Origin of the sequence: Porticoccus hydrocarbonoclasticus MCTG13d (genome assembly GCF_000744735.1) — a bacterium.
GTDB lineage: Bacteria > Pseudomonadota > Gammaproteobacteria > Pseudomonadales > Porticoccaceae > Porticoccus > Porticoccus hydrocarbonoclasticus.
This window is the reverse complement of record NZ_JQMM01000001.1, coordinates 75534-101682: the sequence shown is the minus strand read 5'-3', so window position 1 is coordinate 101682 and position 26149 is coordinate 75534. Positions and strand designations below refer to the sequence as shown.

29 protein-coding genes are annotated in these 26149 nt (G+C 52.5%); 24 read left to right on the top strand and 5 right to left on the bottom strand.

Annotated elements, in window-relative coordinates; genetic code table 11:
* Window positions 1-29 precede the first annotated feature (29 nt).
* Window positions 30-1271, top strand: a complete 1242-nt coding sequence (gene serB, locus U740_RS00500) for a phosphoserine phosphatase SerB (RefSeq protein ID WP_272981324.1) — start codon at window positions 30-32, stop codon at window positions 1269-1271.
* On the opposite strand, the gene U740_RS00495 is transcribed toward serB, so the two are convergent.
* Both U740_RS00495 and epmB read right to left on the bottom strand, forming a co-directional pair.
* A complete protein-coding gene (locus tag U740_RS00495) occupies window positions 1272-3359 on the bottom strand; it encodes an EAL domain-containing response regulator (RefSeq protein WP_036858420.1) in 2088 nt (695 codons plus the stop codon). It abuts the gene before it with no gap.
* A 183-nt stretch (window positions 3360-3542) separates the two neighbouring features.
* A complete protein-coding gene (epmB, locus tag U740_RS00490; protein ID WP_036858419.1) occupies window positions 3543-4550 on the bottom strand; it encodes an EF-P beta-lysylation protein EpmB in 1008 nt (335 codons plus the stop codon).
* A 46-nt stretch (window positions 4551-4596) separates the two neighbouring features.
* Between epmB and efp the strand changes: the two genes are divergently transcribed.
* The 13 genes from efp to U740_RS00425 all read left to right on the top strand — a co-directional run bounded on the left by efp (window position 4597) and on the right by U740_RS00425 (window position 15217).
* On the top strand, window positions 4597-5160 hold the full coding sequence (gene efp, locus U740_RS00485) for an elongation factor P (protein ID WP_036858418.1): 564 nt from the start codon (window positions 4597-4599) through the stop codon (window positions 5158-5160).
* A gap of 107 nt (window positions 5161-5267) precedes the next feature.
* Window positions 5268-6224 (top strand): EF-P lysine aminoacylase EpmA, encoded by a 957-nt coding sequence (epmA, locus tag U740_RS00480; RefSeq protein WP_036858417.1) that lies wholly within the window; start codon window positions 5268-5270, stop codon window positions 6222-6224.
* The gene (miaA, locus tag U740_RS00475) at window positions 6217-7218 is read left to right on the top strand and encodes a tRNA (adenosine(37)-N6)-dimethylallyltransferase MiaA (RefSeq protein WP_036858416.1); all 1002 of its coding nucleotides are present in this window, start codon (window positions 6217-6219) and stop codon (window positions 7216-7218) included. Before epmA ends, miaA begins: the two co-directional genes overlap by 8 nt.
* Window positions 7219-7322: 104 nt before the next feature.
* On the top strand, window positions 7323-7571 hold the full coding sequence (hfq, locus tag U740_RS00470; protein WP_036858415.1) for an RNA chaperone Hfq: 249 nt from the start codon (window positions 7323-7325) through the stop codon (window positions 7569-7571).
* 12 nt (window positions 7572-7583) lie between these two features.
* Window positions 7584-8906 (top strand): ribosome rescue GTPase HflX, encoded by a 1323-nt coding sequence (hflX, locus tag U740_RS00465; RefSeq protein WP_036858414.1) that lies wholly within the window; start codon window positions 7584-7586, stop codon window positions 8904-8906.
* Window positions 8907-9060: 154 nt separating this feature from the next.
* A complete protein-coding gene (gene hflK / locus U740_RS00460; RefSeq protein ID WP_036858413.1) occupies window positions 9061-10191 on the top strand; it encodes an FtsH protease activity modulator HflK in 1131 nt (376 codons plus the stop codon).
* Window positions 10191-11063 (top strand): protease modulator HflC, encoded by an 873-nt coding sequence (gene hflC / locus U740_RS00455; RefSeq protein ID WP_036858412.1) that lies wholly within the window; start codon window positions 10191-10193, stop codon window positions 11061-11063. Before hflK ends, hflC begins: the two co-directional genes overlap by 1 nt.
* Before the next feature lie 143 nt (window positions 11064-11206).
* A complete protein-coding gene (locus tag U740_RS00450; protein WP_036858411.1) occupies window positions 11207-11395 on the top strand; it encodes a DUF2065 domain-containing protein in 189 nt (62 codons plus the stop codon).
* Between the two features lie 5 nt (window positions 11396-11400).
* Window positions 11401-12579: an ATP phosphoribosyltransferase regulatory subunit gene (locus tag U740_RS00445; protein WP_036860939.1), complete on the top strand. Its 1179-nt coding sequence runs from the start codon at window positions 11401-11403 to the stop codon at window positions 12577-12579.
* A gap of 27 nt (window positions 12580-12606) precedes the next feature.
* A complete protein-coding gene (locus tag U740_RS00440; RefSeq protein WP_036858410.1) occupies window positions 12607-13902 on the top strand; it encodes an adenylosuccinate synthase in 1296 nt (431 codons plus the stop codon).
* A 122-nt stretch (window positions 13903-14024) separates the two neighbouring features.
* Window positions 14025-14435 carry a CBS domain-containing protein gene (locus tag U740_RS00435; protein ID WP_036858409.1) on the top strand — a complete coding sequence of 137 codons (411 nt, stop codon included), beginning with the start codon at window positions 14025-14027 and terminating at the stop codon, window positions 14433-14435.
* 44 nt (window positions 14436-14479) lie between these two features.
* Window positions 14480-14857, top strand: a complete 378-nt coding sequence (locus U740_RS00430; protein ID WP_036858408.1) for a DUF6746 family protein — start codon at window positions 14480-14482, stop codon at window positions 14855-14857.
* A gap of 42 nt (window positions 14858-14899) precedes the next feature.
* Window positions 14900-15217 carry a YqfO family protein gene (locus U740_RS00425; RefSeq protein ID WP_036858407.1) on the top strand — a complete coding sequence of 106 codons (318 nt, stop codon included), beginning with the start codon at window positions 14900-14902 and terminating at the stop codon, window positions 15215-15217.
* Here the strand turns inward: U740_RS00425 and U740_RS00420 are convergent.
* A complete protein-coding gene (locus tag U740_RS00420) occupies window positions 15214-15774 on the bottom strand; it encodes an NUDIX hydrolase (RefSeq protein WP_036858406.1) in 561 nt (186 codons plus the stop codon). The genes U740_RS00425 and U740_RS00420 overlap by 4 nt on opposite strands.
* A gap of 72 nt (window positions 15775-15846) precedes the next feature.
* On the opposite strand from U740_RS00420, the gene U740_RS00415 reads away from it, so the two are divergent.
* Together U740_RS00415 and U740_RS00410 are read left to right on the top strand one after the other, a co-directional pair.
* The gene (locus U740_RS00415) at window positions 15847-16461 is read left to right on the top strand and encodes an NUDIX hydrolase (protein WP_081890777.1); all 615 of its coding nucleotides are present in this window, start codon (window positions 15847-15849) and stop codon (window positions 16459-16461) included.
* 67 nt (window positions 16462-16528) lie between these two features.
* On the top strand, window positions 16529-16711 hold the full coding sequence (locus U740_RS00410; protein WP_036858404.1) for a DUF1289 domain-containing protein: 183 nt from the start codon (window positions 16529-16531) through the stop codon (window positions 16709-16711).
* A 27-nt stretch (window positions 16712-16738) separates the two neighbouring features.
* Here the strand turns inward: U740_RS00410 and U740_RS00405 are convergent, their stop codons facing one another.
* Both U740_RS00405 and U740_RS00400 read right to left on the bottom strand, forming a co-directional pair.
* On the bottom strand, window positions 16739-18043 hold the full coding sequence (locus U740_RS00405) for an HlyC/CorC family transporter (protein WP_036858403.1): 1305 nt from the start codon (window positions 18041-18043) through the stop codon (window positions 16739-16741).
* A gap of 152 nt (window positions 18044-18195) precedes the next feature.
* The gene (locus U740_RS00400) at window positions 18196-18984 is read right to left on the bottom strand and encodes a cytochrome C assembly family protein (RefSeq protein WP_036858402.1); all 789 of its coding nucleotides are present in this window, start codon (window positions 18982-18984) and stop codon (window positions 18196-18198) included.
* Window positions 18985-19123: 139 nt separating this feature from the next.
* Between U740_RS00400 and ffh the strand changes: the two genes are divergently transcribed.
* The 8 genes from ffh to U740_RS00360 all read left to right on the top strand — a co-directional run bounded on the left by ffh (window position 19124) and on the right by U740_RS00360 (window position 26128).
* Window positions 19124-20521: a signal recognition particle protein gene (gene ffh / locus U740_RS00395; RefSeq protein ID WP_036860938.1), complete on the top strand. Its 1398-nt coding sequence runs from the start codon at window positions 19124-19126 to the stop codon at window positions 20519-20521.
* A gap of 201 nt (window positions 20522-20722) precedes the next feature.
* Complete coding sequence (gene rpsP, locus U740_RS00390) at window positions 20723-20971, top strand: 30S ribosomal protein S16 (protein WP_036858401.1); 249 nt, start codon at window positions 20723-20725, stop codon at window positions 20969-20971.
* A gap of 13 nt (window positions 20972-20984) precedes the next feature.
* Window positions 20985-21524: a ribosome maturation factor RimM gene (rimM, locus tag U740_RS00385; protein WP_036858400.1), complete on the top strand. Its 540-nt coding sequence runs from the start codon at window positions 20985-20987 to the stop codon at window positions 21522-21524.
* 33 nt (window positions 21525-21557) lie between these two features.
* Window positions 21558-22307: a tRNA (guanosine(37)-N1)-methyltransferase TrmD gene (gene trmD / locus U740_RS00380; protein WP_036858399.1), complete on the top strand. Its 750-nt coding sequence runs from the start codon at window positions 21558-21560 to the stop codon at window positions 22305-22307.
* A gap of 74 nt (window positions 22308-22381) precedes the next feature.
* Entirely contained in the window at window positions 22382-22738 is a 357-nt protein-coding gene (gene rplS, locus U740_RS00375; protein ID WP_036858398.1) for a 50S ribosomal protein L19, read from the top strand.
* A 124-nt stretch (window positions 22739-22862) separates the two neighbouring features.
* On the top strand, window positions 22863-23765 hold the full coding sequence (xerD, locus tag U740_RS00370; RefSeq protein ID WP_036858397.1) for a site-specific tyrosine recombinase XerD: 903 nt from the start codon (window positions 22863-22865) through the stop codon (window positions 23763-23765).
* A gap of 69 nt (window positions 23766-23834) precedes the next feature.
* Window positions 23835-24590 carry a DsbC family protein gene (locus U740_RS00365; protein WP_036858396.1) on the top strand — a complete coding sequence of 252 codons (756 nt, stop codon included), beginning with the start codon at window positions 23835-23837 and terminating at the stop codon, window positions 24588-24590.
* Window positions 24591-24823: 233 nt separating this feature from the next.
* Entirely contained in the window at window positions 24824-26128 is a 1305-nt protein-coding gene (locus U740_RS00360; protein ID WP_036858395.1) for a homoserine dehydrogenase, read from the top strand.
* Window positions 26129-26149: the final 21 nt, after the last annotated feature.

Here is a 26149-nt window from a genome sequence, read left to right as displayed (position 1 = left end):
GATGATCCCCACCAAAAATGGAAGCCACTGTGAGAGAAATTCTACTGATCAATGTTGCCGGAGAAGACAAGCCTGGTATTACCAGCGCTGTCTCCCGGGTACTCGACGAGCACGGCGCGGATATTCTGGATATTGGTCAGGCGGTGATCCACGATAATCTCAATCTCGGCATTCTGGTCATGATTCCCGACGGCCAGCAATCGGCTTTGGTACAGAAAGAAATTCTCTTCAGCCTCCATGCCATGGATATGCGGGTGCGCTTTCAGCCTATTTCCGAATCGAGTTATGAGCACTGGGTGGAGCAGCAGGGCAAACCACGCCATATTGTCACTCTGCTTGCTCGACGGGTGGCCGCCCACCACATTGCGAGAGTGACAGCTGTGACCGTAGAGCAAGGTCTGAATATTGATAAAATTACCCGCCTGTCCGGGCGAGTGCCACTGGAGCGTATCGAGGCCAATACCAAGGCCTGTGTGGAGTTTTCCCTGCGCGGTATTCCGGTGGATCTGACGGCGTTGCGCGCCTCCCTGTTGGAGTTATCTGCTGAGCTGGATATTGATGTCGCCTATCAGGAAGACAACATTTATCGCCGCAACCGCCGGCTGGTCGTCTTTGATATGGACTCGACTCTGATTGAAGCGGAGGTTATTGATGAGCTGGCCAAGGAGGCTGGAGTCGGCGATGAGGTGGCAGCCATCACCGATGCGGCGATGCGCGGCGAATTGGACTTCAAGGCGAGCTTTGCAGAGCGAATGAAATTACTGCGAGGGCTGGATGAATCAGTGCTGGCGGTAGTGGCTGCACGACTGAAACTAACGGAGGGCGCTGAAAACCTGATGTCTACGCTACGTATGTTAGGTTATAGAACGGCTATTCTGTCCGGGGGCTTTGATTACTTTGCACGGCATATTCAGAAGCAGCTTGGCATTGATTACATTTATGCCAACCATCTTGAGGTTGTTGACGGCCAGGTGACTGGCCGGGTGTGCGGTGAAGTGGTTGATGGCCAACGCAAAGCACAATTGCTGCGTGAAATTGCTGCCAATGAAAATATCAGTCTGGAGCAAGTGATTGCCGTTGGGGATGGCGCCAATGATTTGCCGATGCTCAGTATCGCGGGGCTGGGGATCGCCTTTCGGGCGAAACCGCTGGTAAAAGCCACCGCCAAGCAGTCAATCTCGAAGCTGGGCCTGGATGGCATACTTTACCTGATGGGCCTGAGTGACCGGGATACACTGCTCTGGCAGCACGAGCAATTGCTCTCGGGCTAATCAGTTGTCATCGTCACTGAAATCGTAGTTCATGCGTTGAGATGGCGGCTGCAGGAAGTGACCTTGAATGTAGTGAACCCCGCAGGTCCAGAGTATGGGTATCATGTCTGCCCGCTCCACAAAGGGGACAATAATTTGTTCATTTTCGATTTTCAGTGAACTGATCAGGCTCTTGAGTTCGGCCAGGCTTTCATCGTTCTGGTAAGCCTTTTCAATGATGACGCTATCAAACTTGATATAATTGACTGACAGGTTTTGCAATAGCTTCATTGGTTCAATGGCCAGCCCGAAGTGCGATAACGCGACATCGCCATTGATTTTGCTCAGCTCTTCAATCAGTTCTACAGACCGGTGGTACTGACGGGCGACATCGATTTCACGCAACTGGAAGATGACGTTTTTGGGGTATAGCCCGGATGCTTTCAGTGCCACTTTCAGCCAGGGGATAAAGCCCTCGTCGGTCAGGGTATGGCTGCAGATGTTGATGAAAAGACGCGTGGTTGGAGCACTCTTCAGTTTTTCTGAAAGCGCTTTGAATGATTCCAGAATCACCCAGTGGTCAATGTCTCTGGCCGCATCGGTTTTAAAGACCTTGGCAATAAAGTTGTCCGGCAGCACTTTTTCGTCGGCTTCCGGCTTGGTTTGGATAAAGACTTCGTAAAATTGTTCCTGCTTGCCCTGCAGTGGGATGATGGGTTGGTAGAGCAGCTCGAAGAGCTTGTCTTCCAGCATGGCTCTGGCAGTTTCCTCGACATCTTCTTCGCAGTATTCCGGGCCGATCTCCGATTGATAGAGGTTGGCACCATTGGCGAAGTCCCCGTTATTTTTTTGGTGCAGTTCGGTGAGTGCAGAAAGGGCTTTCTCTATACAGCCCTCTGCCGTGGCAACGGTTTCGCTGATCACAGATGCCCCGATACCTAGGGTCAGGGTAAAGGTTTGCTCACCCAGTTGAAAAATATGCTTGCCTACGGTCTCACAAAGTTGGTTGGCAAACATCAGAGCTGCATCGGTCCCGGTGTTGGGCATGATCATCACCAGCGTGTCTTCCTTGAAACGCATGAGACTGACATCCTGGCTTGATGCATCCCTGATCTTGTCCACCAGTTGTGAGACCAGCTCTTCGGTTTTTTGTATGCCAATTTCTGCCAGAATACTGCTGTAGCGATCCAGGGTGATATAGAGCAGGACTGAAGAGCTATGCTTCTGCGCGGCGAGCCGAATGGCGTTGTTGATCAGCTCGATAACCTTGTCGCGCTGAATATTCATTGCACCGGATGGCTCGGTGCCTTGATCGTCGCCAGTACTCACTTGGCCATCCAGAAACTGCCTACTGATGACCAGCTCCAGAGCCGGTTCGCCCTGATAATCTACCTTGGCGATTCTGGCCTCGATTGGAATCGGTATTTCATCGTTGGTGATGCCCGTGAAGCGTAGGGTTTCCAGCGGGATTTCTTCGTCTTTGTCGATGGGCCGGAGGTACTCCTTGAGGCGTGCATGATCCTCTGGTGCAATCGTGTCAATCACCGGGAGGCAAAGCATGCTGTCACTTTCCAGGTGGCCAAACAGCTGGGCAAAACTGTCATTGGTGAAAAGATAAGTACCTTCCTGGATAATCGCGATGGCATCTACCGAGGAGCCCAGCAGTCTTTCGCAACGGGTTTCTGCATCAGCATACCGACGCCTGAACTGACGCAACAGACGTCGTTGTTCAAGGTTGAACAGTGTTCTTGCGACCACCAGCAGTAACTGCTGGTCTTCGTCCATAGGCAACACATCCGTAGCGCCCAGGCGCAATCCCTCGACAATTTCTGTGATGTTGTATTGCTCCGAAATCAGAATTACGGGGGTGTCCAGGTCAAAACGTCTGATGAGGGAGAAAATGGACTTAATGGGTGTGTTTTCGCCCTGATATTGACCAATAATCATATCCCAGGGCTTTTCCTGCAGCAGCTTTGATAGTACTTCTTCCTGATTGACATGCTTTGACTCAGCACGGTAGTTGGCGTTGCGCAACAAACTGACGATGCGGTTAGCCTCTTCAAAGCTGTCGTGAACCAGTAAAAGCTTCAGGGCACTGTCTGGGATCATTTAGGCTGGGCTCCTGAATCGTGCAAGGTGAGTTTTTGTTAGATTGTCGCATTATAAGGCAATGGAGGCCGAGGAACACGCAGCCAATCCCTGAGCACCGTTTTTCCCCTGAGACTAAAATGCGAGCCGTGCCACATTATCGGCAAAAAAATGGAATAAAGCGAAACAGTGACCGGCATGACTTCAAGTTAACGGTACCTTGCTCGGTGATCCGGGGATTTCCCTGACCAGTTTGGGGACGAGGTAGCCGGGGAGTCTGACCAGCAACTGACTGTGCAATTGGCGAGCTGTCTCATCAGAGACCTCAAAGTGAGCAGCTCCGCTGATTTTATCCAGTTGATGGAGGTAATAGGGCAGGGTGCCGAATTCAAACAGGCGCTCGGATAACTGCGCCAGGGTATCGGTGTCATCATTAATTCCGGCCATCAGCACGGACTGGTTCATCACAGTGATACCGGCACTTTTCAGGGCCAGCAAACTTGACCCAACTGAGTCATCCAGCTCATTGGGGTGATTGCTGTGAATTACCATAGAAGTTTGTAGGCGTGTTCCGGTCAGCCATTGCAGGCAGCTGTCGGTGATCCGGTCAGGAATGACCACCGGCAGCCGGGTGTGGATTCTCAATCGTTTGACATGCCTGATGCCGGCGATCTGTTCGGTGAGCCATCTCAGTTGATTATCACCGGTCACAAGCGGATCGCCGCCACTATAGATGACTTCGCTGATAGAAGCGTCTCTGGCAATGTAGTCCAGCGCATTTTGCCATTCCGGCCGCGCCGGCCTGTTTTCCTGGTACGGGAAGTGGCGACGGAAACAATAGCGGCAGTTGACTGCACAGTTTGGGCTGACGACCAGCAGAAGTCGGCCATGGTATTTGTGAATCAGTCCCGGCACCGGGTTGGCCTGCTGCTCTGCCAAAGGGTCCTTGCTGTAACCGGGCACAGCAAGCAACTCCTCGCTAACCGGCAGAATTTGTCGAAGCAGGGGGTCATTTGGATCGCCTTTTCTGATTCGACTCAAGTAGGCGTGGGGTACCCGCACCTGAAAATCGCTGTGGGCAGCCAACGCCTCCCGGAGGTGGGTACCATCCAGTTCCAGAAAGTCAAAAAGCTCTTTGGGGTGGCGAATACTGGCCGTCAATTGTTCTTGCCAGCCAGGGCTATCCAAACTCGTCGCAGAACCGGGTATCATAGCGCTCTCTTTTTTCCGGGAAGTTTTACTGAGTGTTGAGGCAATAATGGCTACCTATTCTACCAACGAAATTCGCGCCGGTCTGAAAGTCATGCTGGATGGCGACCCCTGTTCCATTGTGGAGAACGAATTTGTCAAGCCGGGCAAGGGCCAGGCATTTAACCGGGTTCGTTTGCGAAACCTGAAAACAGGTCGGGTCTGGGAGCGGACTTTTCGCTCCAGTGATTCGCTGGAGGCCGCTGATGTGTCGGACCGCGACATGCAGTATCTCTACAATGATGGCGAGCACTATCATTTCATGGAGCCGGATACCTTTGAGCAGTATCAGGCAGATGGTAAAACCCTAGGCGATGCTGTGCAGTGGTTGAGAGAGCAGGATACCGTGATGGTTACCCTGTTCAACGGTCAGCCATTGGCAGTGACGCCACCCAATCATGTGGAGCTGGAAATTGTCGAGACCGATCCGGGCCTGAAGGGGGACACCGCCCAGGGGGGTACCAAGCCCGCCAAACTGGTAACCGGTGCTGTGGTCAAAGTGCCTTTATTCCTCAATATTGGCGATGTTGTGCGGGTGGATACTCGCACCGGGGAATATCTCAGTAGAGCCTGATTGCCCTGTTTTCGGCGCGTTTATGCATAGTAAAGGGGTGGCGTTGGTCACCCCTTCTGCTGTTGATGCTGTCGGCTTTGGCAAACATCAATTGTTGAGGAAGTGGAATGGCTGACTGGCAACCGACGGCGACACTTGAAACGCTTCGCCGTCGTGCTGAGCTGATGGCGGCCATACGCCACTTCTTCAGCTTTCGCGGCATCTGGGAAGTGGATGTGCCGGTATTGGCAAAAACCGGTGTCACGGATCTCAATATCGATTCGATTCCGGCAGAGCTGAATGGTCGGCGCCACTATCTGCAGAGTTCCCCCGAATATCAAATGAAGCGCCTGCTCGCCGCTGGCAGTGGCGGTATTTATTATTTGGGGAAGGCCTTCCGTGATGATGAGTCTGGTCGGCGTCACAGCCCCGAGTTCACACTCCTCGAGTGGTATCGGCCCGGTTGGGATGAGCACGACCTGATTGACGAGGTGTCCTCATTGTTGGGTGAGTTGGGGGTAGTGACTGAACCCATCAAGGTGTCCTGCCGTGAGATTTTTCAGAAGAACATCGGGCTGGATCCTCATACAGCATCCCTTGAGGTGCTGCAGCAGGAAGCTACAGCGCTTTCGGGAAGTGACTTTACTGCGGTCAGTAGAAACAGCTGCCTCGATCTTCTGTTCAGTCTTGGCGTCGAGCCGACACTCCCCGATGGACTGGTTTTTGTTTATGACTATCCTTTGTGTCAGGCCGCTTTGGCCTGTAGAGGAGAGGATTTCTCAGGTGTTCCCGTGGCGCGACGCTTTGAGGCTTTCCTGAACAGAATGGAGCTGGCCAACGGTTACTATGAGCTGACAGATGCTGTAGAGCAGCGCTCCCGTTTTGAATCAGATCTGGCTTTGCGGACAGCGGCCGGAAAGCCAGCCATGCCGGTTGATCTTCAGCTTCTGGATGCCATGGAAGCGGGTTTGCCTGCATGCGCCGGAGTTGCTCTCGGTGTCGATCGTCTGTTGATGCAGTTGCTCTCACTGACGGATATTCGTCAGGTTCTCCCATTTGGTATGCGGTGTAACGTAAATGATTGAAACGCTACCGCCAGCGATTTTTCTGATGGGGCCAACGGCCACAGGTAAAACGGATCTGGCCATCGCCTTGCGAGAGCATTTGCCGGTGGAGTTAATCAGTGTGGACTCCGCACTGATATACCGGGGTATGGATATTGGCTCTGCCAAACCTCCAGCAGATCAATTGGCGGCGGTGCCGCACTGCTTGATCAATATTAGAGATCCGTCTGAAGCGTATTCGGCGGCTGAGTTTGCACGGGATGCCCGTCAGGCTATGGCAGAGATCAGTGCTGCGGGGCGAATTCCCTTACTGGTGGGCGGCACCATGTTGTACTTCAAGTCGCTGCTCGACGGGTTGGGGAATATGCCGCCTGCAGCCCCCGCCATTCGTGCCGAGATTGAAGATGAGGCCGCTCGGCGAGGCTGGCCTTTTATGCACGAGTTGTTAGCAGCCGTAGATCCTGAAACAGCAAAACTGCTGCACCCCAATCATTCTCGCCGCATTCAGCGAGCACTTGAAGTTTATCGCACTACCGGTAAAACCCTCTCGCAATTCAAGCGCGAGCAGGCCAGCGCAGGCAGTGAGATCGATCCCATTGCTCAGCGATACCAGTTGACTCAGATCGGGCTTTTCCCCCATTGCCGGGCGCTGCTTCATCGGCGTATTGCCCAGCGATTTGAGATAATGCTGGCGCAGGGTTTTGAAGAAGAAGTCAGAGAGCTGTACCGGCGAGGTGACCTGCATCCCGATCTGCCGTCAATGCGCGCTGTGGGCTACCGGCAGATGTGGCAATACCTTTCAGGAGAGATCGATTATCCCGCCATGGCAAATATGGCCCAGGCGGCCACTCGTCAATTAGCCAAGCGACAACTGACTTGGTTGCGCAACTGGCCGGCATTGGAGCAGGTTTTTATTGATTCAGAAGCTGGGCAGCCAGAAAAGATGCCATCTTTGCTTTCGGAGTGCTTGAAAATCCTTGAAAAGAGACCCATATACAAAAAGCAAGACCGATAGTATGATGAATCCCCTTTAGTATGGACGCTGGTTTCGCCGAGTATATTTTATTTTAAGTCTTTGTTTTTCGGCGTTTTTTTATTCCTTTGTTGAGGAGAATAACAATGTCAAAAGGGCATAATCTACAAGACCCTTTTTTGAATGTGTTGCGCAAAGAGCGTATTCCCGTATCTATTTTTTTGGTCAATGGCATCAAGCTGCAGGGCCAGGTTGAATCATTTGATCAGTTTGTCGTGCTGTTGAAAAATACGGTCAGTCAAATGGTCTACAAACACGCGATTTCCACGATTGTTCCTTCGCGGCCGGTACGCCTGCCGATGGCTGCAGATGACTCGATGGATCCCTCTGAGTGAGTGGAGTGCTGATTGTTTTTTGATCGCCCCAAATCCGGTGAAACCGCTATTCTGGTGCATTTGATTCTTGGCACTGAACATGAGCCTGAAGATCCCAGAGAATTCGAAGAACTGGTGCTCTCCGCCGGTGGTGATCCTGTTGCATTGGTGGCAGGACAGCGCAATGCCCCTCATCCCAAGTACTTTGTGGGCAAGGGGAAGCTGGATGAGCTGGCGGAGCTTGTCCAACAAACCTGCGCGGAGTTGGTTATTTTTAACCACAATCTCTCACCCAGCCAGGAGCGCAATCTCGAGGCTGCACTAAAATGCAGAGTGCTTGATCGCACCGGCCTGATTCTCGACATCTTTGCCCAGCGTGCGCGTACCCACGAAGGTAAGTTGCAGGTTGAGCTTGCACAGTTGCAGCATATGTCTACTCGGCTGGTTCGTGGATGGACTCACCTGGAGCGGCAGAAAGGTGGTATTGGGCTGAGAGGGCCGGGCGAAACCCAGCTGGAAACAGACCGCCGCTTATTGCGCAACAGAATTAAGTCTATTCTCGGCCGTCTGGACAAAGTTCGCCGACAACGGGATCAGGGTCGCCGATCGCGGCTGAGAGCGGAGATGCCAACCATATCGCTGGTGGGTTACACCAATGCGGGAAAGTCCACACTGTTCAATCGGCTTTCGAATGCGGAGGTCTTTGTTGCCAATCAGCTGTTTGCCACACTCGATCCGACTATGCGTCGTCTTGAGGTCAATGGCTTTGGTCCAGTTGTGCTGGCGGACACCGTCGGTTTTATCAGTCATTTGCCACACAAACTGGTCGAGGCTTTTCGGGCGACGCTGGAAGAAGCAGCAAGTGCGTCTTTACTGTTGCATGTGGTTGATGCGCACAGCGATGAGCGGTCGACCAACATTGCGCGAGTGAATGAGGTGCTGGGCGAGATAGACGCTCTGGAGCTGCCGACTTTAATGGTCTACAACAAAATTGATTTGTTGGAGAACCCCGCGCCCCGCCTGGATTTTGATGAGGCAGGTAAGCCGGTAGCCGTCTGGCTGTCGGCGCAAACTGGCCAGGGTTTTGATCTTTTGGCTCAAGCGATTGCATCATTGCTGAGCAACGATATTGTCCATGATACTTACCGATTGTTGCCCACTATGGGTCGTTTGCGTGCCATGCTGTACGAGCGCAAGGCAGTGCTTGCAGAGTCCCCGTCGGATAATGGCAACATGCTGGTAGAAATCTGCATGCCAAGGCCCGATTTTTACCGTCTGTTGCAATCTGAGCAGCTGACGCCCGACGATTTGCAATGGCAACCCTGTCAAAGTCCCTCCCTCACCAGACCTCACTGACCGTATGTCATTTGTTGTGTCGCGTATTTTGTTTCCTCTGGCTTCATAGATAACGATTTGTTTTCGCCATATTGCTTGCCTTAAGCATGGCATTTAAATGGTGGCTTGGTACAATCGTCGGTCGCGAATAACCCTTGAGTCTACGGAGAAACATATGGCCTGGAATGAGCCTGGTGGTGGTAAAGATCCCTGGGGCACCAATAACTCAGGCGACGGCCCACCTGATCTCGATGAGGCGCTCAATAAGCTGCGTGCCCGCTTCAGCAAGTTGTTCGGTGGCTCCGCTGATGGTGGCAATAACGGTTCCAGTGGTGGTTTGATTGCAGTTGTCCTCGCTGTTTTGGTAATTGGCTGGGGGCTGTTTGGTTTCTATCAGGTGGATGAGAAAGAGCAGGCTGTAGTGCTGCGCCTAGGCAAATATCTGGACACCGTTGGATCCGGGCTGCACTGGAATCCGCCTCTGATTGATCGTGTCACCAAAGTGCGGGTCACGGAAGAACGTCAGTACACGTCGGTGGGCCAAATGCTCACGCTGGATGAAAATATCGTCGAGTTGCCGTTGGTTGTTCAGTATAACGTCAACGATGTCAAAGCCTTTGTGTTGAATGTTAAAGATCCTGAAGTCAGTTTGCGCCATGCATCAGACAGTGCCTTGCGCCATGTGGTTGGGAGTACCCTGTTGAATGATGTGGTCTCCAGTGGCCGTGAAAAAGTCGGTGATGATGTCAAAATCCGGCTGCAGCAGTATCTCGACAGTTATGATGCTGGCATTCTCGTGCGGAAAATCAACATCCAGGAGGCCAAGCCGCCCGCTGAAGTAAAAGCTGCCTACGATGATGTGATTAAGGCCCGTGAAGATCAGGAGCGGCTGGTTAATGAAGCGCAATCCTATGCCAACGGTGTTATTCCTGAGGCTAGGGGTAAAGCGCAGCGTATGATTGAAGAGGCGCTGGCCTACCGTGAACAAGTGGTGGCTGAGGCGCAGGGTGAAACGCGGCGTTTTGAGGCGCTGTTAACAGAATACCAAAAAGCGCCGGAAGTGACCCGGCAGCGGCTCTACCTGGATTCGGTTCAACAGGTCATGACGCGCAGTTCCAAAGTCCTGGTCGACGTGGAGGGCGGCAATAATATGTTGTATCTGCCGCTGGATAAAATTGTGGAGAAAGGTGCTGCCGCCAGTCAGCCGGCCACCTTGAGGAGCAGTGATTTGAACAGCATTGCCGATGAAGTCATGAATCGTATCCGGCAGGAAAATTCCTCTACTCCCCGAAGGGAGGTACGCTAATGACTAATCGATCAACAGGTTTGCTGGTGCTGCTGGCAGCCGTTCTGCTATTGATGAGCAGCTCCCTTTATGTGGTTTCCGAGACTGAAAGGGCCGTCAAATTGAGATTTGGCCGCTTGATTGATGTCGATATCAAACCGGGTCTCCATGTGAAAATTCCCTTTGCCGAGAAAATCCGCAAGTTTGACGCGCGGGTGTTGACACTTGATGCCGAGTCATCCAGTTTTTTTACTTCTGAGAGAAAGCGCCTGATTGTGGATGCTTACACAAAATGGCGGATTGTTGATGTAGATACCTACTATAAATCCACCGGTGGTGATGAGGCCGTGGCGCATAATCGGCTGTCCAGCCGCGTAAACGACGGACTGCGCAACCAGTTTGGTGAGCGGACACTTCACGAGGTGGTATCTGGAGAGCGCGATGCCTTGATGGAAAATATCAAAATCGGCCTGAATGCCACGGTTCGCTTATCATTGGGCATAGAGATAATTGACGTCAGAGTCAAACGAATTGACCTGCCCTCTGAAGTGAGAGGACAAGTGTTCAGCCGGATGAAAGCCGAGCGTGAAAAAGAGGCCCGGGAGCTTCGTTCGAGGGGTGTTGAAGCGGCAGAAAAAATCCGTGCAGATGCCGACCGGCAACGCACGATTCTTATGGCCAACGCCTATCGTGAAGCCGAGGAGTCGAGAGGTGAGGGCGATGCCGAGGCTACCGCGACTTATGCCTCGGCGTTTAGCAAGGACCCCGAGTTCTATGCGTTTCAGCGCAGTTTAAAGGCCTATACAGAGTCATTTAACAGTAAGGGTGATGTGCTGTTGGTTGATCCGGAGAGCGATTTCTTCCGCTATCTGAACAGTCAGCAGGGGAAATAATCTGTATCGGGGGGTCGCTGCATGGCCCCCAGCGGAGTGCTGCTTTTGTCAGATTGGCAAAAAGTGCAGCAGTGCGCCAAATGGGGTGATAAAATGCCACGACCGGGATCGCCCGGTTTTTTTGTGACTGGCAGGGCGATTGTATGTGGGTAGATTTAGCCAAGGCGTTTTGTCTGATGTTGGTGCTGGAGGGCGTCATGCCTTTTCTGGCACCGGGGCGATGGCGCAATATGGCAGCATTACTGGCACAGGTTGATGACCGCAGCATGAGAATGATGGGCTTGTTCAGTATGTTGCTTGGAGCCGGAACTTTGTATTTTATTAACGGGTAGTCATGATGACTGTTGCTGATCGCTGGTTGTTGCCTGATGGCATTGAAGAAATACTTCCCAATCAGGCGCTACAGATTGAGCGGTTGCGCCGACAGGTGCTGGATTTGTATCACTGCTGGGGTTACGACCTGGTCATCCCGCCGCTGGTGGAGTTCACGGAATCGCTGCTCAGTGGAACCGGTTCGGATCTCGATCTGATGACGTTTAAGGTGACGGATCAGATCAGTGGTCGAATGATGGGTGTTCGTGCCGATATGACTCCCCAAACCAGTCGTATGGATGCCCACAGTCTTCGGCGCAATGGCCCCAGTCGCCTTTGTTATGCAGGAACAGTTCTCTATACTCGGCCGAAGCAGGCTCTGGAGAGTCGTTCTCCAATCCAGATTGGTGTTGAGCTTTATGGTGAGTCAGGGCTCGAGGCAGATATCGAGGTGATCAGTTTGATGGTGGAGACTTTGCGTCTCGCCGGGCTCGGCACACCACAGCTCGACCTCGGCCATGTGGGGATATATGCCAGCCTGCTTGAAGCGGCTGAACTGTCAGCTGATCGCGAAGCCGAGTTATTTGATCTGCTTCAGCGTAAAGCGGTCCCTGAACTCGATGTCTGGCTCGGGAAGTGCCTGGATAATGCAGAAATTGCGCTGATGATCCGTGCTCTGGTCGGGCTTGCAGGTGATGCTTCCGTATTGGATCGCGCCCGTGAAGTATTTGCTGAGGCGCCGGCCGAAGTGGAGCTGGCGCTGGATGAGCTGCAGGCGGTTGTCAGTGCGCTCAGCGAAAGCTTCCCCGATCTGGTGCTCTATCTCGATTTGAGTGAGTTGCGTGGCTACCACTATCATACGGGTATCGTGTTTGCCGCCTATGATCAGGGGCTTGGTCAGGCCATCGGCAATGGCGGGCGCTATGATCATGTCGGTAAAGGCTTCGGTCGTTCCCGGCCGGCTACCGGCTTTAATATGAGTTTACAGTCGTTGGCCAGGGTTGCGTTGTCCGGGGCGGTGGCAGGTGGTATTTTTGCCCCTGTTAGTGATGAGCTCGGTTGGCGAAAAGCCGTAGCAGCGTTACGCTCCAATGGCGAGCGGGTGGTCTGTGGCTTTCCGGGCCAAGAGCCGGATTATCAGGAATTACATTGTGATCGCCAGCTGGTTTGGCTGGATGGCACCTATAAAATAACTGCAGTTTGACCATCACTATCAGGGTTAGATATACACATGGGAAAGAATGTCGTGGTGCTGGGCACCCAGTGGGGCGATGAAGGCAAAGGCAAGATTGTCGATCTGTTGACTGATCAAGCGGTTGTGGTAGCCCGTTTTCAGGGTGGCCACAATGCCGGCCATACCCTGGTCATTGAAGGTAAAAAAACGGTTCTTCACCTGATACCTTCAGGTATCCTCAGGAATAATGTGACCTGTCTGATTGGCAATGGCGTGGTGTTGTCTCCAGAGGCATTGTTGCATGAAATCTGTGAGCTGGAAGATAAAGGCGTACCTGTCCGGGACCGCCTTCGGTTGTCCCCTGCCTGCCCATTAATCTTGCCGATCCACATGGCGCTGGATCAGGCACGTGAACGCGCCAGGGGCGACGCCAAAATAGGTACCACCGGGCGTGGTATCGGTCCGGCTTACGAGGATAAAGTGGCGCGAAGGGGTATCCGCCTTGGCGAATTATTCAATCGTGAGCTGTTTGCCACCAAATTGAAAAGTCTGATGGAATACCACAACTTTATGCTCACGGACTACTATCATGAACAGCCCGTCAGCTATGAAGAAACCCTGCGGCAATCGATTACCTGGATGGATGAGCTGGCACCCATGCTGGCGGACGTGACCGGGTTGCTGCACGATGCTCGCGAAGCGGGTGACAATATTCTGTTCGAAGGGGCTCAGGGCTCACTGTTGGATATTGATCACGGCACCTATCCCTATGTTACATCTTCGAATACCACTGCCGGTGGTACGGCCACAGGCAGTGGTTTTGGCCCGCTGTATCTCGATTATGTGCTGGGTATCACAAAGGCCTACACCACCCGGGTAGGCTCAGGCCCGTTTCCCACCGAGCTGTTTGATACGGTCGGCAAACACCTGGGCGAGAAGGGCCATGAGTTTGGCGCGACTACCGGTCGTGAGCGACGCTGTGGCTGGTTTGACGCTGTGGCTTTGAAACAGGCTATTCGTATCAATTCTGTTTCCGGTATCTGTCTGACCAAGCTCGATGTGCTTGACGGTGTTGAAACCATAAAGGTGTGTATCGCTTATCAGGATGCCAGCGGCAATGAAGTGATCACCCCGAGTCACGCGGATGATTACGAAAAACTGGTTCCCGTTTATGAAGAGCTACCCGGTTGGCATGAATCGACCATTGGCATCAGATCCCTCGAAGAGCTGCCCGACAATGCCCGCGCCTATATCGCCCGTATTGAAACGATTCTCCACACCCCAGTGGATATTATTTCGACGGGTCCGGATCGGGTAGAAACGATTGTCCTGCGCCATCCGTTTGGTTGTTGATCCGCCGGGTATTCCTCAGCTTGTCCCGTGTCGGTGAGCAGCATTTTTGTGGCAACAAAAGGTTTCCGGTTACCTGATTCTCTATTAAGCTAAAAACAGTAGTGGATAAAAGGCTTCTGTTTATGCTGAACTCGGTAGAACTGAAAGATTACATGCTTCGCAACCCAGTTAAAGTTAATCAACGGGATGATTTGTTCGTCGCCATTGACTTGATTGTCAGCAATAAAATTTCCGGGTTGTGTGTGGTGGATGATGACAATAACCTGGTGGGTGTGCTGTCCGAAACGGACTGTTTAAAGGCCATCTTGGGTGCCAGATATAATCAGGAAAGCAGTGTTGGCCCGGTACGTGATGTGATGACGCACGATGTTTTTACAGTCACGTCTCAGGCCGATATTGTCGATGTGGCCCAGCAAATGATGAAGCGTGGTTTTCGTCGCTGCCCGGTTGTTGATAAGGGTAAGTTGGTCGGCCAGATCACCTGCCGGCAGCTGCTGAATGGGGTTGAGAAGTTCCCCGAAAAGCAGACTTAATCACGGTATTTCCACCAAATATGGCGTTAACTCCGAGGAAAAACATGTTCCGGTTAAAACCTGCTCTTATTCTTTTACTTTCATTTCTGGCAAGTGGTGTTGTTGTGGCGGCAGAGGACCGCCCTGAGCACTTCAAAGGATTGCCTGCTGATACCCTGGCTCAGGCGGTGGCCAATTTTTCCGAGTACAACGGCAAGCTTGAAGGTCTTATTCAGCAGGAGCATCTGTCGCCACAGGATATGCATGAAGTGCATATGCTCACCTACACGCTGGAAAATGCATTGGCCAAGATCAAGGCCGAGCTCGCTGCCTTAGCGGAACCCCTTGAAGCGGTACACCTCGCTTCAGAGCGCTCAGCCCCTGAAACTGTCAAAAAACAAGGTCAGGTTTATTTGGACAATGCGCGCCAGATCATCAAGTGACTCATTTCATCGCGCGTCGCTATCCTGATAACAGGGAGCTCAATGTATAAGCTGGTTTTCTATGTACCTATCGAGCATCTGGAATCGGTTAAACAGGCTGTTTTCGCCACTGGAGCAGGCAAAATTGGCGAATATGAGAATTGCTGCTGGCAGGTGTTGGGTATCGGCCAGTTCCGTCCACTTGCCGGTAGCATTCCTTATCTGGGAAAGGTGGGTAGCCTGTCTGAAGAGGCAGAGTATCGTGTTGAACTGGTTTGTGATGATGCCGCGATAAAACAGGCGATCCGTGCGCTGATCAGTGCTCATCCCTATGAAGAACCGGCCTACGACGTATGGCAATTGGCGGAGTTCGACCTCTAGTCTGCAGCGTTAGTGAGGGAGCGAAGTCTCGATGTGATCACGTCGGTGTGTATGATTGACAGGCCCTGTTTTAAATCTGCAAAATGATGCTTCAACGCAGTGGTAATCACGGGGAAAGCCAGCTCCTCCCAGGGAATATCGGCCTCACTGAACAACCTGACGTCCAGCGATTCGTCCCCGGCACCGTAACTACGGTTGTGTAGCGACCCCCGATACAGGATATAAACCTGATTGATATGAGGGATATCGTAGATCCCGCTCAGCACAGGCTCACTCAGTTTTGCCAATGCTTCTTCCCAGCATTCCCGCAGTGCACCCTGAAGCACTGTTTCCCCATTTTCCAAAAAACCGGCTGGCAGGGTCCACATACCGTAACGGGGCTCAATGGCCCGTTTGCACAGCAATACTCTGTCATTAACCATAGGAATGCAGCCCGATATCACTCGGGGGTTTTGGTAGTGAATGGTGTCGCAATGTCCACAGACATGGCGTTTTCGATTATCTCCGGTGGGAACCTTGAAGTTGACCGGTTTGCCACACTGACCGCAAAAATTCATAGACACTTTTACTTTGCATTGGAAAATAACATTTTCGGCAACAGATGCCGATGGGAGTAGGATAACAGGGTTATGCTAAAACGGATTACCGAACGTTTAAATACTATGCCGGTTGACCGAATCAGACCCTTTGGGGTGGAGGGGGTCGAAGCGGCCATTCTGGTTGCCCTGACCCGTGAGCCGGCAAACCCAAAAATTATATTTACCAAACGGGCAGAGCACCTGAATTCACACCGGGGAGAAGTGGCATTTCCCGGTGGCAAGTGGGAACCGGGAGATGAAGACCTACTGGTGACGGCATTGCGGGAGACCCGGGAGGAAATTGATTTGTCTCCGCACCAGGTACAGGTCATTGCCGGGTTGCCGGTCAATCGAACTCGCCAGTTGATGCGGGTGAAGCCCTATGTGGGGCTTATTGAGCCCGACTTGGTGCTAATCGCCAATCCCGAGGAGCTGGATGCTGTTTTTGAAGTCCCGGTGTCTTATTTTCTGGACCCGTCGAACCTGACAGTCGATTACTTTGTCGGTCCGGATTATGCGCTCAATATGCCCTGTTTTATCTATGACGATTACCGTATCTGGGGCTTTTCGTTGGTGGTGTTGGCCGATTTCCTCAACATTTCCCTCGATGCCAGGATCCGTCTGGTGTATCCGGACTGTTCTGATCTGAGGCCGGCATCCAGGTAGCTTGCAATTTCACGCCTGCCGGCTCGATAATTGCCGAATTAGAGAGGCAAACGTTTTAGGCGTACCCATGATAGCAACGATTTCTTCCCCCTGTATTTCTGTCTGTGCGCTGGATCATGATGACGTGTGTATCGGCTGTCACCGCACAGCCAGAGAAATTCGTGACTGGTTATTGATGGACGATGATGAGCGACTGGAGGTAATTGCAAAAGCTGCTGAACGGGGTTGTAAAAATAATCCGTTTGCCTAGTAATCGGGAATATTTTGTCGATTGAGTTTAATCTTCGTCATCATCGTCCGGTTCACCGTTTCCTGAATGAAGCGTTATGCGCTGTTTAACACGAACCTTTACTACCATTTTTTCACTCAGTTCCAGTGTTTCAAACTGATAGCGACCAATGGTAAAACTCACGTTGCCGTCGGGGATGCTTTCCAGGTGTTCCAGAATCAGTCCGTTAATTGTCTTTGGGCCATCTGTTGGCAAATCCCACGAATTTGCCTTGTTTATATCACGGATGGTGGCTGACCCGTCAATGTCAAACATCCTCTTGTCCAGGGCGACGATATCCTCCTGTTCGTCCTCTGCCCTGTTCGTGGTGAAATCGCCGACGATCTCCTCCAGTATATCCTCCATTGTGACCAGCCCCTCAATTTCACCATACTCATCCACCACCAGACCGATTCGGCGTTTGGCCTGTTGAAAATTCACCAATTGTTTGTTGAGTGGTGTGTTTTCAGGGACAAAGTAGGGTTCCCGGGTAAATCGCTTGATGGCCTCTTTGGTCAGGCTGTCACTGCCTGAGCGCAGCAGTCTGGCGATAGTTTTTACATGAATAATGCCCAATACATTATTCATGTTGCCCACATAGACAGGCAGACGGGTGTAGCCGGAATTGATGATTGTGGTTAATAGTTGATCAACTTCCAGTTCAAGGTCCAAGCCTACAATTTCATTGCGTGGCACCATGATGTCATTCACGGAGACCGTTTCAAGGTCCAGAATATTGATCAGCATATCCTGATGGTCGGGGATATTTTCACTGGAGATGTCTACGACAGTACGAATTTCCTCTTTGCTGAGGCTCACATCAAGGGACTTGGTAGTATTCACGCCCAGCAATCTGAGTAGGCCGTTGGAGAGGTGGTTCACCAGCCAGACCAGCGGATAAAAGACAAATAACAGCGGCCTGAGGATGTGGCTGGCAGTAAAGGCAATTCCTTCCGGGTGCAGTGCCGCCATTGTTTTTGGTGTGACCTCGGAAAAAATCAGTATCGCCAGCGTGAGCAGTAAGGTGGCGATGGCGATGCCTGCATCGCCGTAAAGACGCAGAGCAATGACCGTGGCGATCGCGGAAGCGAGGATATTCACCATGTTATTGCCGATCAGGATAATACCGATCAGGCGGTCAGGACGTTTTAGCAGCTTGTAGGCCTTGCGGGCACCGAGATGTCGTTTTCTCAGATGTTTCAACCTGTAACGGTTCAGTGACATCATGGCTGTTTCAGAGCCGGAGAAAAAAGCGGATAAGAGAAGGAGGCCAGCTAGTACGCTAAATAGTAGCCAGAGAGGGGTATCGTCCAACGGGGGGGGAACCTCGTATTCACCTAAGGCAGGGTATGTTGAAGAAGTTTGCTGTGCTTGGCAACCATATCTTGCTGTCAGGCTCTGCGGTAAGCCGGGCTTGGGGGTTGGACCGGTATCAAATTATCCTCGGCACAAAGGGCGGCCGTCTTTCAGCGCAGAATCACCTCCAGGACAAACTTGCTTCCCCAGTAGCCCAGCACCATGGCGCTGAAGCCTACCAGGGTCCAGCGAATGGCTGTATTGCCCCGCCATCCCTTGATGTGTCGCCCCCACAATAAAATGCCATAAAACAGCCAGGCAAAAAGAGTGAAAACCGTTTTGTGAATCAAGTGCTGGGCAAAGAAATCCTCAAAAAACAGAAATCCCGTAATCAGTGACAAAGTCAACAGACCAAAGCCGGCCCACAGCACCTCAAACAGCAATGCTTCCATGGTTTGCAAAGGAGGGACTATCTGTAGCCAGCTGCCGAGGTGCCTGTGGCGCAGCCGCCAGTTTTGAAGGGCGATAAAAATCGCCTGAAACGCAGCGATGGTCAGCAGGCTGTAGGCCACAATGGAAAAGAAGATATGTGCCCCGATGGGTAAAGACACAGTCTCTCTCAAGGGGGCGCTGCTGCCGATCAGGAGGGTCAATGCCAGGATCAGTGCCGCCAGAGGGAAAAGGATCAGAAAAAGACTGTGAACCGGTTTTCGGAGACTACTGAGAAGAACAATCAGATTGATGGTGAAGATGATGGCGCTGGTCATGGGGAACAGCCCGAAATCGAGACCGGCGTCACTGAAGATCCAGTGTGCACTGGTGTATCCGTGCAGGGCCAATGCAGGAGCGGCAATCAGCTGCAGAGAAGATAGCTGCAAGTTGGGATGCTTGCGAAGCTGAAGCGCCTGGAATAGGGTCGCGCAGATATACAGGGCGATGGCGGCAGAAGCTGTAAGCATAATGGGGTGACTATTTAAACAGGTGACAAAGTGTGTCACAGATAGCGGATAGCGAAAAGAGGCCGTCCCAAAACTCGGGTGCTTTCAGTTATACTGCTACACCTGTAAATAAGGTGAAGACGAAATAAATCCCATGGCAATGTTTGAAAATCTCAGTGATCGTTTATCGGCTTCCCTGAAAAAAATCTCTGGGAAGGCCAGCCTGACAGAAGATAATATTCAGGAAACCCTGCGTGAAGTGCGTATGGCACTGCTGGAAGCGGATGTGGCGCTACCGGTTGTCAAAACCTTTGTGGAAGGTGTCAAGGAGAGGGCGCTGGGCCAGCAGGTTGGCAGCAGCCTCAATCCCGGTCAACAGTTCCTGAAAATCGTTCAGTCCGAGCTTGAACATGTGATGGGTGACAGTAACGAGTCACTCAATCTGGCTGCGCAGCCGCCGGCTGTCGTATTGATGGCCGGTCTACAGGGTGCAGGTAAAACCACCTCCGTGGCCAAATTGGCCCGCTATCTCAAGGAGCGGGAAAAGAAAAAAGTCATGGTGGTGAGTGCCGATATCTACCGGCCGGCCGCCATTAAACAGCTGGAAACTCTCGCGTCGGAAGTGGGGGTTGAGTTTTTTGCCAGCCATGCTGATCAGAAACCTGTCGATATTGCACGCAATGCGGTTCAGGCGGCGAAAGTAAAATTTATCGATGTATTACTGGTGGACACGGCTGGCCGCCTGCATATTGATGATGCGCTGATGACTGAAATCCGGCAGCTACACAAAGCACTGTCGCCGGTGGAAACCCTGTTCGTCATTGATGCAATGATTGGTCAGGATGCGGTTGCCACCGCCAAGGCATTTAACGAAGCACTGCCCCTGACGGGGGTGATTTTGACCAAAGTGGACGGCGATGCCCGGGGCGGGGCGGCACTCTCTGTTCGCCAGGTAACCGGCAAGCCGATCAAATTCCTCGGTGTTGGTGAAAAAACCGATGCCTTAGAGCCGTTCCACCCGGACCGGATCGCTTCGCGGATTCTCGGCATGGGCGACATGATGTCGTTGATCGAAGATGTCGAACAGAAAGTCGACCGTAAAAAAGCAGAGCAGTTGGCTAAAAAAGTTGCCAAGGGCAAACGGTTTGATCTGAATGATCTGCGCGATCAACTCCAGCAAATGAAGAACCTGGGCGGGTTTTCAGGCCTGCTTGATAAGCTGCCCGGCATGGGCAATATGAGCCAGATGGTTGAGCAAGCCAATATGGGGAAGCAGTTTTCACGTATGGAGGCCATTATCAACTCCATGACGCCTGCGGAAAGGCGAAACCCCGACTTGCTGAATGGTTCCCGCAAGCGGCGGATAACGGTAGGGTCCGGCACCAACCTTCAGGATCTGAATCGCCTGCTCAAACAGCACAAGCAGATGGGCAAGATGATGAAAAAAATGAAAGGCAAAGGCATGCAGCAGATGATGCGCGGCATGGCAGGCAACATGCCTACTGGCGGTGGTATGGGGGGCGGAATGCCACCAGGCGGTGGGAAATTCCCCTTTTAGCGGGGTCTCTCCAAGCGCTGAATCCCGCCTCCGGATAGAGCTTTTCCCCACTATACTTTCCAGCTATACACGGTTGCGTGTTTTCGCTATAATCCCGCGCCTTTCACAGGTGCCTGTTCGAGAGACCGGGCGTGGTCTTGTTCCTGAGTGATGAGGGATCGACCGGCTGTAATTTGAAACTAAATACAGAAGAGAGTTTTCATGGTAACAATTCGTCTGGCTCGCGGAGGCTCAAAAAAGCGTCCGTTCTATCATATACATGTCACTGACAGCCGCAGGGCCCGTGATAGTCGTTACATCGAACGCATCGGTTTTTTTAACCCGGTTGCCCGTGGCCTCGAAGAGCGTCTGCGAGTGGATGTGGATCGTGTGCAACACTGGGTGAGCGAAGGCGCCATGTTGTCTGATCGCGTTTCCCAGTTAGTGAAAGAAGCAGCCAAGCAAGCCTGATAAGACTAAGACCATGAGCGCCCAGCAAAGTGTGGACCCGATTGACCCAGTGGTCGTCGGGCGCATAACGGCAGTTCATGGTGTGAAGGGTTGGGTAAAAATTCACTCCTTCACCGAGCCGGGCGGTAACATTTTTGATTACCAACCCTGGTGGCTGAAGATTGCTGATCATTGGCAGAAATTGAAGGTCACAGAACAGCGTTCCACTGCCAAGGGACTGATGGTTCACCTGGCGGAGATTGACGACAGAGATCAGGCCAGAGCTTATTGCCAGCGGGACATCTGCGTGGCAAAAGCGCAACTGCCGGTTCTTGCTGATGGCCAATATTATTGGCACCAGCTTGAAGGGATGCTTGTTGTGACCTCTCAGGGCGTCAGGCTTGGCATCGTCGACTCCCTGATGGAAACCGGTGCCAATGATGTGCTGGTTGTGAAAGGGGATGGCAAGAGCCTGGATCAGGAAGAGCGGTTGATTCCCTACATAGATCAATTTGTATTAAACGTTGATCTCGGCGCCGGCAAGATAGAGGTGGACTGGGATCCGGCTTTTTAATAATCGGGGGGATAGCCCAAAGGTTAACCGGCCATGAAAGTAGCACTGGTTACACTTTTCCCCGAAATGTTTGCTGCCCTCACCGACTACGGTATCAGCAGTAGGGCAATCAGGCAGGGCTTGCTGGAAGTGGCGTTTTTCAATCCGAGAACCCACACCAGTGACAGGCACCAGACAGTAGATAGCCGCCCTTACGGTGGCGGTCCTGGAATGGTGATGATGATCGAGCCTTTGCGCAAGGCCATCGACGTCGCACGTACATGGATAGGGGGCCCGGCCACAGTGGTGTACCTCTCTCCCCAAGGCCGTGTGCTGGATCAGACTGGTGTTAATGCGTTGGCAGCACAGGGTGATCTGATACTGGTTGCCGGGCGTTATGAAGGGGTTGATGAGCGATTGATCCAGCTGGAAGTGGATCAGGAGTGGTCCATCGGGGACTACGTGCTCAGTGGCGGTGAGCTGCCCGCCATGGTGGTGCTTGATGCATTGATTCGGCAACTGCCCGGCGCATTGGGGCATGAGGACTCGGCAGATCAGGATTCCTTTGCCGATGGTCTGCTGGACTGCCCCCATTACACGCGGCCGGAGCAGTATCAGGATTTTAAAGTGCCAGAAGTGTTACTGTCTGGCAACCATGAAAAAATACGGCAGTGGCGGTTAAAACAGTCGTTGTACAGAACCTGGCAGCGGCGCCCGGAACTGCTGGAAAAGCTGGTGCTCAGTGACGAGCAACAACAGTTAATGGACAGGATTGTCAAAGAGTCGGCAGATGAAAGTGACTGAGTCGTTTTCCTCTCTGTGCGACGCTACTCAAAAAGGTGGCATGCCACCAACCAACAAAAGCTGAGGAGCAAACCGTGAGTAACAAAAATTCGATTATTACTGCGATTGAAACAGAACAAATGAGCAAACAACTGCCACCGTTTGCCCCAGGCGATACAGTCGTTGTTCAGGTCAAGGTTAAAGAGGGCACCCGCGAGCGCCTGCAGGCATTTGAGGGTGTGGTGATTGGCAAGCGCAATCGTGGATTGAATTCTGCATTCACTGTTCGCAAAATTTCCAATGGTGTTGGCGTTGAGCGGACCTTCCAGACTTTCAGCCCGCTGGTTGAGAGTGTGCAGGTCAAGCGTCGTGGTGATGTGCGCCAAGCCAAACTTTACTACTTGCGCGAACTGTCGGGCAAGGCTGCACGTATCAAGGAAAAGCTCAACTGAGTTCATTCCTCAATGCAAAAAGGCACCACAGGTTGGTGCCTTTTTTTATGGTTAAAAGTTGCTTTCAGGATTGTCTGTAATTTTTGATGATTGTTCCATGCATTGAGCCCGGTTAGAGTAACTCATGGCGCCGACATCGATCGACCAACACCTGATAGACAATTATCTCGATGCCCTCTGGATGGAAAAGGGCCTGAGCCGCAATACCCTGGAAGCCTATCGACGCGATCTTGAGGCGCTGGCCATTTGGGCATCGCGGGAGGATTTGTCTCTGATCGGGTTGGGGGCTGCCGATGTGCAGCGCTACCTTGCCCGCCGTTTTGAACAGGGTGTGTCGGCCCGTTCGGCGGCCAGACAGTTATCCTGTATGCGGGGACTCTACCGTTATTTACTTCGGGAAAACCGGCTTGTCGAAGACCCCGTTGCGATGGTGGAAAACCCCAAGTTGGGTCGTCCGCTCCCAAAAAGCCTTACAGAAATGGATGTGGAGGCGCTGTTGAATCAGCCGGATACCGATTCGTTGCTGGGTCTGCGTGATCGCACCATGCTGGAAGTGCTGTATGCTACGGGCCTAAGGGTCTCTGAGCTGGTGGGGCTGACCCTTTATCAGGCCAATCTGCGCCAGGGTGTGGTGAGAGTGACAGGTAAGGGTGGCAAGGAGCGGATGGTGCCCATGGGCGAGGAGGCGATGAGTTGGCTGGAGCGCTTCATGCGGGAAGCCCGGCCCCTGATATTGGGCGCTGTACAAAGTGATGTGCTGTTCCCCAGTCGCCGTGCCCGGCAGATGACCCGGCAAACTTTCTGGCATCGAATCAAGGGTTACGCCAGCCAGGCCGGCATTGAAAAACCCCTGTCGCCACACACACTTCGCCACGCATTTGCGACCCATCTGCTGAATCACGGAGCCGATCTCAGGGTGGTACAATTACTGCTCGGGCACAGTGATCTTTCCACCACACAGATCTACACCCACATAGCCAGTACCCGCATCAAGGCGCTGCATGCAGAACACCACCCGAGAGGGTAAGTGAACCCTTTTGGCCATTAAGACTCAATACCTGATCAGCCATGCTGAACCTGACAAGAGAAATCCGCGATGATAAAAAAAATGCTGGGCACAATAATTGTCCTGATACTACTACCCAACGCATATGCTGCCGATGTGTCAGAAGAGACACGTAAGACCATCATCGACAAATTGCAGCAGGCGCGCCCTGATCTGGAATACGGTGCAGTGGAAACTTCGCCCATCGACGGACTTTACCGCGTGCGAATTAACGGTACCCAATTCTTTTACGCCAATAAAACCGGTGATTACATTATTACGGGCGACATGTATCAGGCCCTTCCGGGAATGTTCGCGCCGATCAAGGATCTGGCTGCGGCGAAATTGCGCAAGGAAATGCTGGACTCGTTGGCAACGAAAGACATGATTGTTTTCCCGGCTGCTGATGTGCGCCGCTATATTCTTCATGTATTCACCGATGTGGATTGTGGTTATTGCCGCAAACTTCATATTGAAACCGTACCCGAGCTGAACATGGCTGGCGTGGAGGTTCGCTATCTGGCCTTTCCCAGGGCCGGACTGGACTCCCCCTCCTATCGCAAGATAGCTTCTGCATGGTGTGCCAAAGACAAGCTGGCCGCACTCACTGCCCTGAAAAACCGTCAGCCGATAACAGAGAACGTCTGCAAGGATAACCCCGTTGCCAGCCACTTCCTGCTCGGTCAGAAAATAGGCATCACCGGTACCCCGGCCCTGATCCTGGAGGACGGCGCTTTGTTGCCCGGCTACAGCCCGGCGGCTGAATTGCTGACAATCATGGGGCTTGATGAAAATAGTGATGGTTAAAACGGTAACCGGCGTGACCAAATCATTGCTGGTAGATTGACAGTCCCTTTACTGCCAATTAAGGTTGCGAACCTTTATCAGTCTGCTGGTTTGAGTACTGCGCTTGCGCAGTGAACGGTTATCGTGGTGGCCGCTTTAGTGATACCGCGATATAAACGTGCCTGTCACGGGCTACAAAACGGTATTACCCCAGCTGGCACCGAATTAAACCGGTTAACACCGAGGCAAATCGATTGAACTCAGTAAAAGTTGGCCTGTGTGGCCTCGGAACAGTAGGTAGTGGCACATTTAATGTGTTGCAGCGCAATGGTGACGTAATCAATGCCAGAGCGGGGTGCCGCATTGAGATAGTGCAGGTGGCAAGCAGGCGCCCCAATCCCGCTTGCGAGCTCGGCGATACCCCGGTTACCGAAGATGTATTTGCGGTTGCCCGCAATCCCGATGTCGATATTCTGGTGGAGCTGATTGGTGGCATCACGGTTGCACGCGAACTGATTCTCGATGCCATTGAGCATGGCAAGCATGTGGTCACGGCGAACAAGGCGCTGATCGCCGAGCACGGTAACGAGATTTTTAATGCCGCGAGGGTTAAAGGTGTCACCGTTGCATTCGAAGCCTCTGTCGCAGGCGGCATTCCTATTATCAAGGCGATCAGGGAAGGACTTTCGGCCAACCGCATTGAGTGGCTGGCGGGGATAGTCAATGGCACCGGCAACTTTATATTGACAGAAATGCGGGACAAGGGCCGCGCCTTTGACGATGTGCTGGTGGAGGCTCAGCAGCGTGGTTATGCAGAGGCTGACCCGACTTTTGATGTGGAAGGAATCGATGCGGCCCATAAGCTGGTTATTCTGGCCTCCCTCGCTTTTGGTATCCCGTTGCAATTCGAAAAAGTCTTTACCGAGGGTATCAGCAACCTGGACACCCAGGATGTGGCCTATGCCCGGCAACTCGGCTATCAGATCAAGCATCTAGGCATTGCCCGTCGCAACAATGGTGGTATTGAACTGCGGGTTCACCCCACCTTGATCCCCCGCAAACGACTGCTCGCCAATGTCGATGGTGTAATGAATGCTGTGGTGGTCAAGGGTGATGCCGTGGGCCCCACACTGTATTACGGTCCCGGCGCGGGGGCAGAACCTACGGCCTCTGCTGTGATTGCCGATATTGTCGACCTGGCCCGCACCCTGACGGCTGATCCGGAGCATCGGGTACCCCACCTGGGTTTTCAGCCAGATCAGTTGAGTGATATTAAGGTACTGTCTATCGAAGAGGTCGAAACTGCCTACTATTTGCGTATCACCGCGCGCGATGTGCCGGGGGTTTTATCAAAAATTACCCAGATTCTCAGTGATGCCAAAATCAGTATTGAGGCCGTTATCCAGAAAGAGGCAGATGATGGCGAGGACTATGTGCCGCTGATTATCCTCACCGACCGCGCCGTGGTGAAGAAACTCGATGAAGCGGTAGACAAGATTCAACAGTTGCCCACGACCGAGGGTGATATTGTCAGGATTCGTGTGGAATCACTGGGCTAGCGTTTTCCGTTTCAAAAACAG